Annotated in this window: 13 protein-coding genes; 6 read left to right on the top strand and 7 right to left on the bottom strand. The window is 66.8% G+C overall.

Annotation, left to right across the window (positions count from 1 at the left end):
* Nucleotides 1-168 precede the first annotated feature (168 nt).
* From CAG22_RS02115 to gshB, 7 genes are all read right to left on the bottom strand, one after another.
* Nucleotides 169-1,440, bottom strand: coding sequence for a dihydroorotase (locus tag CAG22_RS02115; RefSeq protein WP_015272083.1), 1,272 nt, complete (start codon nt 1,438-1,440; stop codon nt 169-171).
* Entirely contained in the window at nt 1,437-2,441 is a 1,005-nt protein-coding gene (locus CAG22_RS02120; RefSeq protein ID WP_003257774.1) for an aspartate carbamoyltransferase catalytic subunit, read from the bottom strand. Before CAG22_RS02120 ends, CAG22_RS02115 begins: the two co-directional genes overlap by 4 nt.
* 12 nt (nt 2,442-2,453) lie before the next feature.
* The gene (pyrR, locus tag CAG22_RS02125; RefSeq protein WP_025340908.1) at nt 2,454-2,972 is read right to left on the bottom strand and encodes a bifunctional pyr operon transcriptional regulator/uracil phosphoribosyltransferase PyrR; all 519 of its coding nucleotides are present in this window, start codon (nt 2,970-2,972) and stop codon (nt 2,454-2,456) included.
* Nucleotides 2,973-3,021: 49 nt separating this feature from the next.
* A complete protein-coding gene (ruvX, locus tag CAG22_RS02130; protein ID WP_013974530.1) occupies nt 3,022-3,459 on the bottom strand; it encodes a Holliday junction resolvase RuvX in 438 nt (145 codons plus the stop codon).
* Complete coding sequence (locus tag CAG22_RS02135; RefSeq protein WP_015272081.1) at nt 3,459-4,028, bottom strand: YqgE/AlgH family protein; 570 nt, start codon at nt 4,026-4,028, stop codon at nt 3,459-3,461. The genes ruvX and CAG22_RS02135 overlap by 1 nt, the downstream gene beginning before the upstream one ends.
* Nucleotides 4,029-4,206: 178 nt before the next feature.
* Nucleotides 4,207-5,112, bottom strand: coding sequence for an energy transducer TonB (locus CAG22_RS02140; RefSeq protein WP_085704206.1), 906 nt, complete (start codon nt 5,110-5,112; stop codon nt 4,207-4,209).
* Nucleotides 5,113-5,203: 91 nt separating this feature from the next.
* Nucleotides 5,204-6,157, bottom strand: a complete 954-nt coding sequence (gene gshB, locus CAG22_RS02145) for a glutathione synthase (RefSeq protein WP_085704209.1) — start codon at nt 6,155-6,157, stop codon at nt 5,204-5,206.
* Between the two features lie 238 nt (nt 6,158-6,395).
* Here gshB and CAG22_RS02150 point away from each other — a divergent pair, with 238 nt between their 5' ends.
* From CAG22_RS02150 to CAG22_RS02175, 6 genes are read left to right on the top strand one after another with little or no spacing between them, the layout of a single operon-like run.
* A complete protein-coding gene (locus CAG22_RS02150; RefSeq protein ID WP_003257770.1) occupies nt 6,396-6,797 on the top strand; it encodes a PleD family two-component system response regulator in 402 nt (133 codons plus the stop codon).
* Between the two features lie 47 nt (nt 6,798-6,844).
* Complete coding sequence (pilH, locus tag CAG22_RS02155; protein WP_025340906.1) at nt 6,845-7,210, top strand: twitching motility response regulator PilH; 366 nt, start codon at nt 6,845-6,847, stop codon at nt 7,208-7,210.
* On the top strand, nt 7,207-7,761 hold the full coding sequence (locus CAG22_RS02160) for a chemotaxis protein CheW (RefSeq protein ID WP_025340905.1): 555 nt from the start codon (nt 7,207-7,209) through the stop codon (nt 7,759-7,761). The genes pilH and CAG22_RS02160 overlap by 4 nt, the downstream gene beginning before the upstream one ends.
* A gap of 11 nt (nt 7,762-7,772) precedes the next feature.
* On the top strand, nt 7,773-9,827 hold the full coding sequence (locus CAG22_RS02165; RefSeq protein ID WP_025340904.1) for a methyl-accepting chemotaxis protein: 2,055 nt from the start codon (nt 7,773-7,775) through the stop codon (nt 9,825-9,827).
* Between the two features lie 48 nt (nt 9,828-9,875).
* Nucleotides 9,876-14,828 (top strand): Hpt domain-containing protein, encoded by a 4,953-nt coding sequence (locus CAG22_RS02170; protein ID WP_085704212.1) that lies wholly within the window; start codon nt 9,876-9,878, stop codon nt 14,826-14,828.
* A complete protein-coding gene (locus CAG22_RS02175; protein WP_025340902.1) occupies nt 14,821-15,294 on the top strand; it encodes a chemotaxis protein CheW in 474 nt (157 codons plus the stop codon). The genes CAG22_RS02170 and CAG22_RS02175 overlap by 8 nt, the downstream gene beginning before the upstream one ends.
* Nucleotides 15,295-15,334: the final 40 nt, after the last annotated feature.

Here is a 15,334-nt window from a genome sequence, read left to right on the forward strand (position 1 = left end):
CATATGGGGGTGGGGGGAAGGATTTCAACCGTGGGGGATGAATGGTAGGTGTTCCCTTGCACTGGCCTCATCGCCGGCAAGCCAGCTCCCACAGGGATATCACAGGCCTTGAGGGCAGTGATTTCCTGTGGAAGCTGGCTTGCCGGCGATGAGGCCAGTGAGGGTTACTCAGGCCTCGTGGCAGACATGCCCATCGACCAAGGTATAACGCACCGCACCTGGCAGGCAGTGGCCGATGAACGGGCAGTTCTCGCCGCGCGAGAACCACTGCTCGCCGGCCACGGTCGAGGCTTGCGGGTCGAACAGCACCAGGTCGGCCGCGCCACCCACTTTCAGCTCGCCGGCCGGCAGGCGCAGGGCCGCCGCCGGGCCGCTGCTCAGGCGGGCCAGCAAGGTTGGCAGGTCGAGCAGGCCGTCCTGCACCAGGGTCATGGCCAGCGGCAGCAGCAGTTCGACGCTGCTGATGCCCGGCTCGGTGGCGCCGAACGGGGCCAGCTTGGCGTCGCGCTCGTGCGGCTGGTGGTGGCTGGAAATCGCCTGGATCACGCCCGACTTCACCGCCGCACGCAGGCCGTCACGGTCGGCGGCGGTGCGCAGCGGTGGCTGCACGTGGTACAGGCTGGAGAACTCACGCAGCGACTCGTCGGTAAGGATCAGTTGGTACAGCGCCACATCGGCGGTCACCGGCAGGCCAAGCTGCTGGGCCTGCTCGATCAGCCGTGCGCCACGGGCGCTGGTGATCTGGGTGAAGTGCGCACGCACGCCGGTCTGTTCCACCAGCAGCAGGTTGCGCGCCAGGGCCACGGTCTCGGCGGTTTCCGGAATGCCCGGCAGGCCGAGGAAGCTGGCCATGGCACCTTCGTGGGCCAGGCCGCCTTGGGCCAGGTCGCGGTCCTGGGAGTGGAACACCACGGTCAGGTCGAAGGTGGCGGCGTATTCCAGGGCGCGGGCCAGGGTACGGTTGTTGGGGATTTCCTTCAGGCCATTGCCGAAAGCCACGCAGCCGGTGTCGCGCAGGGCCACCAGCTCGGCCAGTTGCTCGCCTTCCAGGCCCTTGGTCAGGGCGCCGATCGGGTAGACCTTGCTGTTGGCGGCCTCGCGGGCGCGGTCGAGGATCAGTTCGGCCACGGCCGAGGTGTCCAGCACCGGCTTGGTCTGCGGCGGGCAGCACAGGCTGGTGACACCGCCGGCGACGGCGGCGCGGGTCTCACTGGCGATGTTGCCTTTGCGGCTGTAGCCCGGCTCGCGCAGGGACACGCCGAGGTCGACCAGGCCGGGGGCGGCGACCAGGCCATCAGCCTGGATCGTGCGGCTGGCGCTGAAGCCGGCCGGGGCGGCACCGATGGCGGCAATGCGGCCGCCGTCCAGGTGCAGGTCGGTGACCTGGTCCAGGCCGCTGTTGGGGTCGATGACCCGGGCGCCGAGAATACTGATGGTCACTGGGCGTTCTCCTGGTCGAATTGACGTTGCGCGTTCTGCCCGCTCATGGCCATGGACAGCACGGCCATGCGCACGGCGATGCCGTAGGTGACCTGGTTGAGGATCACCGAGTGCTTGCCGTCGGCCACCGCCGACTCGATTTCCACGCCGCGGTTGATCGGGCCCGGGTGCATGACGATGGCGTCGGGCTTGGCCCCGGCCAGGCGCGCGGTGGTCAGGCCGAACAGGCGGTAGAACTCGCCTTCGCTGGGCAGCAGGCCACCGGCCATGCGCTCACGCTGCAGGCGCAGCATGATCACCACGTCGACATCCTTCAGGCCTTCGGCGAGGTCGGTGTAAACCTTCACGCCGTACTGCTCGATACCGATCGGGATCAGGGTTTTCGGGCCGATCACGCGGATGTCCGGGCAGCCCAGCGCTTTGAGCGCCAGCATGTCGGAGCGGGCCACGCGCGAGTGCAGGATGTCGCCGACGATGGCCACCGACAGGTTCTCGAAGCTGCCCTTGTGGCGGCGGATGGTGAGCATGTCGAGCATGCCCTGGGTCGGGTGCGCATGGCGGCCGTCACCGCCGTTGATCACGGCAACTTCCGGGCACACGTGCTCGGCGATGAAGTGCGCGGCTCCGGAGTCGGAGTGGCGCACCACGAACATGTCGGCGGCCATGGCTTCGAGGTTGCGCAGGGTGTCGAACAGGGTCTCGCCCTTGCTGGTCGAGGATGTCGACACGTTCAGGCTGATCACGTCGGCCGACAGGCGCTGGGCCGCCAGTTCGAAGGTGGTACGGGTACGGGTGGAGTTCTCGAAGAACACGTTGCACACGGTCTTGCCGCGCAGCAACGGGACTTTCTTCACGGCCCGGGCACCGACTTCCAGGAAGGAGTCGGCGGTGTCGAGGATCTCGGTGAGCAGTTCGCGGGGCAAACCGTCGAGCGAGAGGAAGTGGCGCAGCTGGCCCTGATCATTGAGCTGCAGCGGGCGCTTGGCGTCGATTGGCGTCATCGCGGGGGACTCTTAAAGGGCGGAAGCGGAGGCGAGGTCCTGGCGCTCGAGAGCGAGCGGTGCGGGTCCGGTCAATTTTACCCGTTCATGGGCGGCCAGCGACAGGGTGGCGCCGAGTACATTCGGGCGGATTGGCAGTTCGCCGGCATCCAGGTCCAGCAAGCAGACCAGGGTGACGCTGGCCGGGCGGCCATAATCGAACAGTTCGTTGAGCGCGGCGCGCACCGTGCGGCCGCTCATCAGCACATCATCCACCAGCACCAGGTGCTGGCCCTCGACCTCGAACGGCAGCTCGGACGGGCGCACTTGCGGGTGCAGGCCGTTCTGGCTGAAGTCGTCGCGATAGAACGACACGTCCAGAGTGCCCATGGGGCTGGTGTCGCCCATGGCTTCCTGCAGGGCCTGGGCAACCCAGACGCCGCCGGTGCGGATGCCGATGTAGCGCGGTTCGGTAATTGCCCGGCGGGCCAGGTGGGCGCGAAGGTCGACGGCCATCTGCCGAATCAGTTCGGCTGGATCGGGTAGGCTCATTGCAGGCTCCTCGGAAGGGTGCGCCGGGCGGGCCCGGCGGCAAAGATGATCAGGTATTGGCCTCCAGCCAGCCTTGCAGCAACAGGGCGGCGGCGATGGCATCGACCGGGTTGTCGCGGTAGCTGCCGCGCTGGCCGCCACGGGCCATGCGCTCGCCCTTGGCCTCGAAGGTGGTCAGGCGTTCGTCGTGGGTGTGCACGGGCAGGTTGAAGCGGCCGTTCAGGCGGCGGGCGAACTTTTCTGCGCGGGCGCTCATTTCGCTGGGGGTGCCGTCCATGTTCAGCGGCAGGCCGACGACGATGGCGTCGGGCTTCCATTCGGCAATCAGCTTTTCCACCTGGGCCCAGTCCGGCACGCCGTTCTGTGCCTTCAGGGTGCAAAGCTCGCGGGCCTGGCCGGTGACCACCTGGCCGACGGCTACGCCGATCTGTTTGCTGCCGTAGTCGAAGCCCAGCAGCAGACGCAGTTCAGGGTGCAGTTCGGCCATCAGGCGTGGCCCGCCTGGCTGGTCAGCAGGTTCAGGTTGATCCCCAGGCTGGCGGCGGCGGCTTCCAGGCGCAGGTCGCTGGTCAGGCCGAAGATGATTTCCGGGTCGAACGGGCAGTTGAGCCAGGCGTTATCGGCAAGCTCCGCTTCCAGTTGGCCCGCTTCCCAGCCGGCATAACCCAGGGTGATCAGGCTCTGTTTCGGGCCTACCCCGGCGGCGATGGCAAGCAATATATCCTGCGAGGTGGTCAGCGACAGCCCTTCCAGCGCCACGGTGGCCTGGAAACTGCATTCGCTGCTGTGCAGCACGAAGCCACGGTCGGTCTGTACCGGGCCACCTTGGTAGATCGGCACCTGCAAGGTGCTGGCCGGTGGCATTTCGTCCGGGCGCAGCTGCTCGAGGATGTCGGCCAGGTTCAGCTCCTGCGGTCGGTTGACCACCAGGCCCATGGCGCCATGGGCGTTGTGCTCGACGATGTACGTGAGGGTCTGGGCGAAGTTCGGATCGGCCATGTGCGGCATGGCGATCAGGAACTGATGCTTGAGGTAGCTCGGCGTGAGGGTTTTCATGGGGGATAGTGTGGCGCCAGGTGGCGAGGCTGACAAGGTGCTCGGCATGGCTGTTTTGGGGCTGCTGTGCAGCCCATCGCCGGCAAGCCAGCTCCCACACCGATCGCATTGATCTCAAGCCATGTGCTATCCCTGTGGGAGCTGGCTTGCCGGCGATGGGGCGCGAAGCGGCCCTGATTCAGTTACTGGACAGACGGTCCCCACGGGCAAAGCGCCAGGTGCGGATGATCTCCAGCCGGTCAAACTCGGCCAGGTCCCCGGTAAACGGCGCAAACGGCGCCGCCAGCCGCACGATGCGCTGCGCCGCCTGGTCCAGCACCGGTTGCCCGGACGACTCCAGCACCAGCACCTCGTACAGCGAGCCATCGCGGTTGATCGACACCATCATGCGCAGGTTGCCGTAGATCTGTTGCCGGCGCGCTTCATCGGGGTAGTTCAGGTTGCCCACCCGCTCGACCTTCTTGCGCCACTCTTCCTTGTACCAGGCCCCCTTGTCGCGCATGGTCGAGGCGGCATTGAGCCGGTGGATGCGCGGGCGCTTGGCGTACATCTGCTGTTCGTTGGACAGCTCCGCCTCCAGGCTGGCGATCTGGCTGGACAACTGCGAGCTGTCGAAGTCCGGTGCCGGGGCTGCCGGCTTGGGCTGTGGCTTGCTTTCCCTGGGCTTGGGCTCGACCTTCTGTGGCTTGGGCGCCGTGGTCACTACCGCCGACTTCTGCGGGACAGGGGGCGGTACCACCTCGGGCTTCGCGGCGGGTGGCGGGGTGATCTTGTTGATCTTGCTGTCCTGGAACGGTGCCAGTTCGGTGGTCCTGGGCACCGCTTTCTTGTCCAGGGTGCCGCTGCCCTGCTGGTTGTCCTGGGCCTGGAAATCGGCCTTCTCCGGCGGTTTCTCGCTCTTGAAGGTGGCCAGGGTGATGTCCATGGTGTGGCGGATTTCGGCAGGCTTGACCACGCTGAAGCCGACGCCGAGGATCAGCGCCAGGTGCACCAGGGCAGCCAGGAACAGGGTAAAGCCGAGCCGGTCCACCGGGCGAACACGGGGGGGCAGCAGGTCGGCGGGGATGTCAGCGGGCAGCGTCATCAGGTTTCCAGCAACCGCAGGGCGGGGTAGCAGGCCAGGCCAAAAGGACCCGCATCATACCCCACTCTGGGTTGTTGCCGTGCGTCGGCGGTCAGCGCGCCTTCAGCTGGCGATCAATGGCATCCATCAATTGCCCGCCGATATCGGTGTTGTAGGCGGCATCGATCTCGCGGATGCAGGTGGGGCTGGTGACGTTGATTTCGGTGAGGTAGTCGCCGATCACGTCCAGGCCTACGAACATCAGGCCCTTCTCGCGCAGGGCCGGGCCGACCTGGGCGGCGATCCAGCGGTCGCGGTCGGTCAGCGGGCGTGCTTCGCCACGGCCACCGGCGGCCAGGTTGCCACGGGTTTCGCCGCTGGCCGGAATGCGCGCCAGGCAGTAGTCCACCGGCTCGCCGTCGATCATCAGGATGCGCTTGTCGCCGTCGACGATCTGCGGCAGGTATTCCTGCGCCATGATCTGCTGGTTGCCGTGCTGGGTCAGGGTTTCCAGGATCACCGACAGGTTCGGGTCGTCCTTGCGGTGGCGGAACACCGAGGCACCGCCCATGCCGTCCAGCGGCTTGAGGATCACGTCACCACGGCTGTTGGCGAACTCGCGCAGGATGTCGACACGGCGGCTGACCAGGGTCGGCGCCATGCACTGCGGGAACTGGGTGGCGAACAGTTTTTCGTTACAGTCGCGCAGGCTCTGCGGGCGGTTGACCACCAGCACGCCTTCGCGCTCGGCCTGCTCCAGCAGGTAGGTGCTGTAGACGAACTCCATGTCGAAGGGCGGGTCCTTGCGCATCAGGATCACGTCCAGCTCGGCCAGCGCGCTGTCCTGCTCCTCGCCCAGCTCGAACCAGCGGGCCGGGTCGGCGAACACTTTCAGCGGGCGCATCTGCGCACGGGCCTGGCCGGCGCCCAGGTACATATCGCGCTGTTCCATGTAGAACAGGCTCCAGCCGCGTGCCTGGGCGGCCAGCAGCATGGCCAGCGAGCTGTCCTTCTTGTAGGAGATGGACGCGATGGGGTCCATGACAATGCCGAGGCGAACGCTCATGGGGTGGTTCCTCTTGGCGGCGCGTGGCCGCGATGGATCGAAAGAAAAGTGGCTCAGGGTGGCGCCGTGAACGCCGCCGGTCAAGGGGCGCCGCAGATGGAACGGCCACCCGGAGTGTGCTAAAAATGCCAGTCATAGTGCTGAATGACAGGCCCATGGGGGCTGCTGCGCAGCCCTTTCGCGACGCAAGGCCGCTCCCACAACGGCCCCAGGATTTCGGCAAATGGTAGCCCAACAGATGGAACAACCCCTGAAGGTGATGGTGATCGACGATTCGCGCACGATCCGCCGCACCGCGCAGATGTTGCTCGGTGAAGCGGGCTGCGAGGTGATCACCGCCAGCGATGGCTTCGATGCCCTGGCCAAGATCGTCGACCACCAGCCCAGCATCATCTTCGTCGATGTGTTGATGCCGCGCCTGGACGGCTACCAGACCTGCGCGGTGATCAAGCACAACAGTGCCTTCAAGGACACCCCGGTCATTCTGCTGTCGTCACGTGACGGCCTGTTCGACAAGGCCCGCGGCCGGGTGGTCGGCTCCGACCAGTTCCTGACCAAACCGTTCAGCAAGGAAGAACTGCTCGACGCGATCCGCGCCCACGTGCCCGGTTTTGCCGCAGCCCAACAACACGCACCCTGACCGCGCCCCGCCATGGCACGGTCTTTCTTTCCTGATGGGGAACCAGCATGGCCCGAGTTCTGATTGTCGACGACTCGCCGACAGAGATGTACCGATTGACCGAATGGCTGGAAAAGCACGGCTACCAGGTGCTCAAGGCCAACAACGGTGCCGATGGCGTGGCCCTGGCCCGGCAGGACAAGCCCGACGCGGTGCTGATGGACATCGTCATGCCCGGCATGAACGGCTTCCAGGCCACCCGCCAGCTCAGCAAGGACCCGGAAACCAGCGCCATCCCGGTGATCGTGGTCACCACCAAGGACCAGGAAACCGACCGTATCTGGGCCACGCGCCAGGGCGCTCGTGACTTCCTGACCAAACCGGTGGAAGAGGACGCGCTGATCGCCAAGCTCAAAGAAGTGCTGGGGGCTTGACCACCCGCCCGCAGGGCGCGTCGCTGACCGCCTTCGAGTTGTTGCTGGACATCGACCGGCGCTGCCGCCTGCTGGTCGCCGACCAGCCGCCGCAGGACAACCGCCTGCAACAGTGGAGCGGCATCGGCTTTCGCATTGCCGGGCAATGGTTCGTCGCGCCTATGGGCGAGGTGGCCGAGGTGCTGCGCGAACCGCGCAGCAGCCGCGTCCCCGGTGTGCAGCCGTGGGTGTGCGGGGTAGCCAACCTGCGCGGCCGGCTGTTGCCGGTGATGGACCTGAGCAGCTTCTTCGGCCTGGGCCACGCCGCCCCGGGCAAGCAGCGGCGGGTGCTGGTGCTGGACCACGAGGACCTGTTCGTCGGCCTGCTGGTGGACGAGGTGCTGGGCCTGCAGCACTTTGCCCTGGACAGCCTGCAACTGTCGCCACCACAGCCGCTGATCCGCGCCGCTGCACGTTTCGTGCAGGGGCACTTCCCGCGTGAACGCAACTGGGCGATCTTCAGCCCCTTCGCCCTGGCCCAGGCGCCGGGCTTTCTCGATGTGGCGTTATAGGACCTGCGAACGTGAACAAGCCTGCCACCCCCGTCACCACCGTGACCCCACGTACCCGCAGCATCGCGCAGATCACCGTGCTGTTCCTGATCCTGATCCTGTCGATCATCCTGCTGTTCGCCAACTTTGCCTACCTGAACACCCAGTCCAACTACGACAAGCAGTACATCGGCCACGCCGGCGAGCTGCGGGTGCTGTCGCAGCGCATCGCCAAGAACGCCACCGAAGCCGCCACCGGCAAGGCCCTGGCCTTCAAGCTGCTGTCGGACGCGCGCAACGATTTCGAACGGCGCTGGGGCTACCTGCGTGAAGGTGACAAGTCCACCGGCCTGCCACCCGCGCCGCCCATGGTGCGTGACGAGATGGAAGCGGTACGCCGCGACTGGGAAAACCTGCGCAAGAACACCGATACCATCCTGGCAAGCGAGCAGACCGTGCTGTCGCTGCACCAGGTGGCGGCGACCCTGGCCGAGACCGTGCCGCAGTTGCAGGTGGAATACGAGAAAGTGGTCGAGATCCTGCTGCAGAGCGGCGCCCCGGCCAGCCAGGTGGCGGTGGCCCAGCGCCAGTTGCTGCTGGCCGAACGCATCCTCGGCTCGGTCAACACTGTGCTGGCCGGTGACGACACCGCGGCCCAGGCTGCGGATGCCTTTGGCCGTGATGCCGGGCGCTTCGGCCAAGTGCTGGAAGGCATGCTCAGTGGCAGCGCGGCGATCCAGGTGACCCGTGTCGAGGACGCCGACGCCCGTGCGCGCCTGGCTGAAATTGCCGAGCTGTTTCAGTTCGTTGCCGGCTCGGTGGATGAAATCCTCGAAACCTCGCCAGAACTGTTCCGCGTGCGCGAGGCTGCCGGCAACATCTTCAGCCTGTCGCAAACTTTGCTCGACGAGGCCTCGCACCTGGCCAACGGTTTCGAGAACCTGGCCGGCGGGCGCACCCTCGACACTGTCGGCGGCTATGTCCTGGGCCTGCTGGCGTTGGCTTCGATCATCCTCATCGGCCTGGTCATGGTGCGCACCACCAACCGCCAGCTGCGCGAGACGGCGGAAAAGAACGAACGCAACCAGCAGGCGATCATGCGCTTGCTCGACGAAATCGAAGAGCTGGCTGACGGCGACCTGACCGTGACCGTATCGGTGACCGAAGACTTCACCGGCGCCATTGCCGATTCGATCAACTATTCCGTGGACCAATTGCGCGACCTGGTCGCCACCATCAACCACAGCGCCGTGCAGGTCGCTGCCGCCGTACAGGACACACAGAACACCGCACGCCAGCTGGCCAAGGCCTCTGAACACCAGGCCGAGCAGATCAGCGAGGCATCCGAGGCGGTCGGCGACATGGTCGAGTCGATCGACCGGGTTTCGGCACATGCCTACGAGTCGGCCAAGGTTGCCGAGCGCTCGGTGGCGATCGCCAACAAGGGCAACGAGGTGGTGCACAACACCATCAACGGCATGGACAACATTCGCGAGCAGATCCAGGACACCGCCAAACGGATCAAGCGCCTCGGTGAGTCTTCCCAGGAAATCGGCGATATCGTCAGCCTGATCGACGACATTGCCGACCAGACCAACATCCTCGCCCTCAACGCGGCAATTCAGGCCTCGCTTGCCGGCGAGGCCGGCCGTGGGTTCGCCGTGGTCGCCGACGAAGTGCAGCGCCTGGCCGAGCGCTCGTCGTCGGCCACCCGGCAGATCGAAGCGCTGGTGCGCACCATCCAGGCCGACACCAACGAGGCGGTTATCTCCATGGAGCAGACCACCGCCGAAGTGGTGCGCGGTGCCCGCCTGGCCCAGGATGCCGGGGTGGCGCTGGCCGAAATCGAAGGCGTATCGCAGAACCTCGCCGACCTTATCCACAGCATCTCCGATGCCGCCCAGCTGCAGACTTCGTCTGCCGGGCAGATCTCCCACACCATGGCAGTCATCCAGCAGATTACCGCGCAGACCTCCGCCGGCTCCGGCGCCACCGCCGACAGCATCCGCCACCTGGCACGCATGGCCAGCGAGATGCGCCGTTCGGTGTCCGGGTTCACCCTGCCGCCACCAGCAGAGCCCAAGTGAAGAGCCCTACTGATGAGCTCTACTGAAAAGCCGCGCCGAGGAGTGCCCATGGCTGTAGCAGCTGTAAGCCCCGAGCGCCACGACACGGTGGCGCTGGCCTGGACCAAGGCCGCCATCCTCGACTGCCTGGGCCAGGCGCGCCAGGCGCTGGAGCGCTTTGCCGGCGAGCCTGGCGACCTGTCGATGCTGGCATTCGTGGTCGACAACCTGCACCAGGTGCACGGCTGCCTGCGCATGCTCGAACTGCGCGGCGCCACGCGCCTGGCCGAAGAACTGGAGCTGTTCGCCAGGGCCCTGGCCGATGGCCAGGTCAGCCCCCGCGGTGATTGCCTGGGCGCGTTGTTCCGCGGTCTGGAGCAATTGCCGTCGTATCTGGAGCGCCTGCGCGGCGCCCGCCACGACCTGCCACTGGTGATGCTGCCGCTGCTCAACCAGCTGCGTGCCTGCCGTGGCGAGGAGCCGTTGGCCCAGGCCAGCCTGATCAGCGGCGCCACCCAACGCTTTGCCGGTGCCGACGACCTGGCCAACCTCGACCTGTCGCTGGGCAACTGGCGCGAGCAGCTGCAGGCAGGGCCTGGCCGCGATGCCCTGCGCTCGGTGGTGACCGCGCTGTGCGACGACCTGATGCGCATCAAGGAGCGCCTGGACCAGTTCGTGCGTGGCGACCGCCAGCACAGCGAGCAGCTCGATGCCCTGCTGGCACCGCTGCGCCACGTGGCCGACACCCTGGCGGTGCTTGGCTTCCAGCAGCCACGCCGGGTGATCATCGACCAGGTGCTGGCGTTGCAGGCCCTGGCCCAGGGCGAGCGGGCCGTGGACGACGCGGTGTTGATGGATGTAGCGGGGGCCCTGCTGTACGTGGAGGCCACGCTCAATGGCATGGTCGGCCCGCTGGAGGAAAACGGCCAGGGCGGCCTGCCGGGCTCGGACCTGGCCGAAATCCGCCAGCTGGTGTTGAACGAGTCGCTGAACGTGCTGCAGCAGGCCAAGGACCTGATCGGCGATTGCCTGGAGTCCGGCTGGCCGCGGCAACGCCTGCAACCCTTGCCAGGGCTGTTGCAGCAGATTCGCGGTGCGCTGGCGATGTTGATGCTGCCGGCCGTGGCCGAGCTGTTTGCCGGTTGCGCCAGCTATGTACAGCGCTGGCTGCAGCACCTGGACGTGGAGCCGCCTGCCGATGAGCTGACGCACCTGGCCGAGGCCCTGAGCGCTGCCGAATGCTACCTGCAATGGCGGGTGGCGGACCCATTGGCGGATGGCCAGCCCTTCATCGACATGGCGCGCGCCAGCCTGGCGACGCTGGGTGTGCACTGCGCGCTGGTCGAGGCCACTGCGGGCCACGATGGCAGCGCTGATGGCATCGATGACGAGTTGCGTGAAGTGTTTCTCGACGAGGCCGGTGAGCTGCTGCCGGAAATCGAGCGCCACTGGCTGCGCTGGCGTGCCGACAACCAGCAGCGCGAGGCACTGGGAGAAGTGCGCCGCGCCTTGCATACGCTCAAGGGCAGCGGCCGCATGGTGCATGCCGAGGCGGTGGCCGAGCTGGCCTGGGGCGCCGAGCACCTGCTGAACCGGGTACTCGAGGGCCGCAGCGTGCTCAGCCCGGAAGGCGTGGTGGCCCTGCAGCAGGCATTCGTCTACCTGCCCGACCTGCTGGCCGACTTTGCCGCCGGCCAGCTGCCACAACTGACGGAAATCGAGCAGCTGGCCGGGCACCTGCATGCCCTGGCCGAAAACGATGCCCCGGTGGCGGCCGACATCGACGGCCTCGACCCGCAATTGCTCGACATCTTCCGCAGCGAGGCGCAGGGCCACCTGGCCAGCCTGGATGCTTTCCTGCAGGGCGCCGACGGCCACGATACGCAGGTCAGCGATGGCCTCCAGCGCGCCCTGCATACGCTCAAGGGCAGTGCCGCCATGGCCGGGGTGATGCCGGTCGCCGAACTGGCCACCGCCTTCGACCGCCTGGCTCGTGAATACAAGGGCCACCAACTGCCCCTGCAAATGGCCGAGATCGAATGGCTGGAAGCTGCTCGCTCGCTGTTCCACCTGGGCCTGGCGCAACTCGACAGCACGCCGCTGGCGGCCATCCCCGGTGCCGCGGAGCTGATCGAGCAGGTCGGCCAGGCGGTGGACGCGCACCTGGCCAGCTTGCATGACGACCCGCAGCATGCGCGGCGCAGCAAGCGCGACCCGCAGTTGATCGCCAGTTTCCTGGCCCAGGCCATGGATATCCTGCTGGATGCCGAGTCGTTGCTGTCGCGCTGGCAGGAACAGCCCGGCCAGCGCGATGCACTGGACACCCTGCTCGACGAACTGACCACCCTGGGCCATGCCGCACACTTGGCCGACTTGTGGCAAATGGATGACGTGTGCGAGGCCTTGCTCGACCTGTATGGCGCCGTGGAGGAGGGCAGCCTGCCCGCCGATGCGCGCTTCTTCGCCCACGTGCAGCGGGCCCATGAAGCCCTGCTGGACATGCTCGACGAAGTGGCGGCGGGGCAGGACATCCCGCCAAGGCCGGAGCTGGTCGACAGCCTGCGTAACCTGCTGGGCCAGGCCCTGGCACCGGAGGCCACCGGCCTGGTGGGCATCGACACGGTCACGCCGCTGCACCCGGACATGGACCTGGCCGATACCCTTGGCCTGGGGGCGGCGCACAACCCTTTGCTGCCGGCTGTGGCCGAGCCGCTGGTCGAAGAGCCGGAAAGCCCAGGCGAAGAGCTGCTGGAAGTCTTCCTCGAAGAAAGCTCGGACATCGTCGAGAGTGCCGCCGCAGCCCTGGCGCGCTGGCAGGCCGACCCGCGCAACAGTGTGGAGGTGGACAACCTGATGCGCGACCTGCACACCCTCAAGGGTGTGGCGCGCATGGTCGAAATTGCGCCGATCGGCGACCTGGCCCACGAACTGGAGTTCCTCTACGAGCTGCTGGCCGCTGGCCGTATGCCGCCGAGCGCGCCACTGTTCGCCTTGCTGCAGAACTGCCATGACCGCCTGGCGCACATGCTCGATGCCGTGCGCCTGGGGCAGCCGTTGCATGCCGCCACTGCGCTGATCGACTACATCCGCAACTTCAGCTTCTCGGCCCTGGCCGACAGCGCCGCTGGCCAGGGGCCTGTCGAGGCCGCGACCAGTGAGGCGCCGGCGGCGGCGCCGGAGCGGGCGCCGGGCGACATGGTGAAGGTCGATGCCGAGTTGCTCGACGAGCTGGGCAACCTGGCCGGTGAGCACTCGATCATCCGTGGGCGCATCGAGCAGCAGGTAAACGATGCGCAGTTCACCCTCAACGAGATGGAAACCACCCTCGAACGCATGCGCGACCAGTTGCTGCGCCTGGATATCGAGACCCAAGGGCGGATGTCCAGCCGGCAGCAGTTCGAAGGCGATGCCTATGACGACTTCGACCCGCTGGAAATGGACCGCCACTCGCAACTGCAGCAGCTGTCGCGGGCCCTGTTCGAGTCTGCCTCGGACTTGCTCGACCTCAAGGAAACCCTGGCACAGCGCGCCCAGGAGGCCTACAGCCTGCTGCAGCAGCAGGCGCGGGTGAACAGCCAGTTGCAGGAAGGCCTGACCGCGACCCTGATGGTGCCCTTCGAGCGCCTGGTGCCACGCTTGCAGCGCGTGGTACGGCAGGTGGCCAGCGAATTGGGCAAGCAGGTGGAGCTGGTGGTGGGCAATGCCGAGGGCGAACTGGACCGCAGCGTGCTCGAACGTATGGTGGCGCCGCTGGAGCACATGCTGCGCAACGCCGTCGACCATGGCCTGGAAAGCCGCGAAATGCGCCTGGCCGCCGGCAAGCCGGAGCAGGGCACCATTCACCTGAATCTGCTGCACGAAGGCGCGGACATCGTTATCGAAATGACCGACGACGGTGCCGGCGTGCCACTCGAAGCGGTGCGCCGCAAGGCCATCAAGCGCGGCCTGCTGGACCCGCAGGCGCAGTTGAGCGATCACGAGATCCTCCAGTTCATCCTGCGCCCGGGCTTTTCCACTGCCGAGAAGATCACCCAGATTTCCGGGCGTGGCCTGGGCATGGACGTGGTACACGAAGAGGTCAAGCAACTGGGGGGCTCGATGAGTATCGAGTCGGCCCAGGGCAAGGGCGCGCGCTTCCTGATCCGCCTGCCGTTCACCGTGTCGGTCAACCGTGCGCTGATGGTGCATCTGGGCGAAGAGCAGTACGCCATTCCGCTGAACACCATCGAGGGCATCGTCCGCGTGCCGCCGGCCGAACTGGCGGCGTGCTACCAGCTGGACGCCCCGCGTTATGTGTACGCTGGCCACGAATACGAGCTGCGCTACCTGGGTGAACTGCTACAGGGCATGCCGCGCCCGGCATTGCTCGGGCAGAGCGTGCCGCTGCCGGTGCTGCTGGTGCATTCCCAGGAGCAGTCGTTCGCCATCCAGGCCGACAGCCTGTCGCCCAGCCGCGAGATCGTGGTGAAGAGCCTGGGGCCGCAGTTTGCCGCGGTTGCCGGGTTGTCGGGGGCAACGCTGCTGGGCGATGGCCGGGTGGTACTGATTCTCGACCTGCTGGGCCAGTTGCGTGGCCAGCAGCGGCGCCTGGCGCGCCTGCCGGGTGGCGGTGCGGCCCGGCGCCAGGTGTTCGGCCCGGCGCCACAGCGGGCGTTGCTGGTAATGGTGGTGGACGATTCGGTGACCGTACGCAAGGTCACCAGCCGCCTGCTGGAGCGCCACGGCATGAGTGTGCTGACGGCCAAGGACGGGGTCGATGCCATGGCACTGCTGGAAGAACACCGCCCCGATGTGTTGCTGCTGGACATCGAGATGCCGCGCATGGACGGCTTCGAGGTGGCCACACGCATTCGCCGTGACGAGCGGCTGAAAGATTTGCCGATCATCATGATCACCTCGCGCACCGGGCAGAAGCACCGCGACCGTGCCATGGCCATCGGCGTCAACGAATACCTGGGCAAGCCGTACCAGGAGTCGGTCCTGTTGCAGAGCATTGCCCACTGGAGCCAGACCCATGCTTGAACTGATCGCCGGCCAACGCAGCAGCCTGACCGGGCTTTTGCTGCCGTTGGGCGACCGTACCCTGGTGTTGCCCAACGTGGCGGTGGCCGAACTGAGTGGCCAGCGCAACCTGGTGTGCCAACGCGGCGAGCCGGCCTGGCACCTGGGCTGGATCGACTGGCGCCAGCAGCGCCTGCCGCTGATCGGCTTCGAAGCCGCGTGCGGTGGCGAGACACCCTGCGGCGAGCGGGCGCGCGTGGTGGTGCTCAATGCCCTGGGTGATACCGGCCTGCGTTACCTGGCGTTGTTGCTGCAGGACATACCGCGCTCGTGCAAGCTCGACAGCCAGCTGAACTACGTGGACGTGGCGCTGGGCCGCCTGGAGCTGGCGGCGGTACAGGTGGGTGAGCAGGTGGCACGGGTGCCGGACCTGGCTGCGCTGGAACGGCTGGTGCGTGACGCGGAACTGCAACCTGAGCTTGGTTAGGATGCAAGGCACAGGGCCCTTTCGCGGGCACGCCCGCTCC

The sequence above is a fragment of the Pseudomonas sp. B8(2017) genome, assembly GCF_002113575.1.
In the GTDB taxonomy this organism is placed as follows: domain Bacteria; phylum Pseudomonadota; class Gammaproteobacteria; order Pseudomonadales; family Pseudomonadaceae; genus Aquipseudomonas; species Aquipseudomonas putida_Z.

Bases quoted from the DNA above. Each gene is read 5' to 3' on its own strand.
- CAG22_RS02120 (WP_003257774.1), bottom strand. From the start codon at position 2,441: ATGACGCCAATCGACGCCAAGCGCCCGCTGCAGCTCAATGATCAGGGC.
- pyrR (WP_025340908.1), bottom strand. From the start codon at position 2,972: ATGAGCCTACCCGATCCAGCCGAACTGATTCGGCAGATGGCCGTCGAC.
- ruvX (WP_013974530.1), bottom strand. From the start codon at position 3,459: ATGGCCGAACTGCACCCTGAACTGCGTCTGCTGCTGGGCTTCGACTAC.
- CAG22_RS02135 (WP_015272081.1), bottom strand. From the start codon at position 4,028: ATGAAAACCCTCACGCCGAGCTACCTCAAGCATCAGTTCCTGATCGCC.
- CAG22_RS02140 (WP_085704206.1), bottom strand. From the start codon at position 5,112: ATGACGCTGCCCGCTGACATCCCCGCCGACCTGCTGCCCCCCCGTGTT.
- gshB (WP_085704209.1), bottom strand. From the start codon at position 6,157: ATGAGCGTTCGCCTCGGCATTGTCATGGACCCCATCGCGTCCATCTCC.
- CAG22_RS02150 (WP_003257770.1), top strand. From the start codon at position 6,396: ATGGAACAACCCCTGAAGGTGATGGTGATCGACGATTCGCGCACGATC.
- pilH (WP_025340906.1), top strand. From the start codon at position 6,845: ATGGCCCGAGTTCTGATTGTCGACGACTCGCCGACAGAGATGTACCGA.
- CAG22_RS02170 (WP_085704212.1), top strand. From the start codon at position 9,876: ATGGCTGTAGCAGCTGTAAGCCCCGAGCGCCACGACACGGTGGCGCTG.
- CAG22_RS02175 (WP_025340902.1), top strand. From the start codon at position 14,821: ATGCTTGAACTGATCGCCGGCCAACGCAGCAGCCTGACCGGGCTTTTG.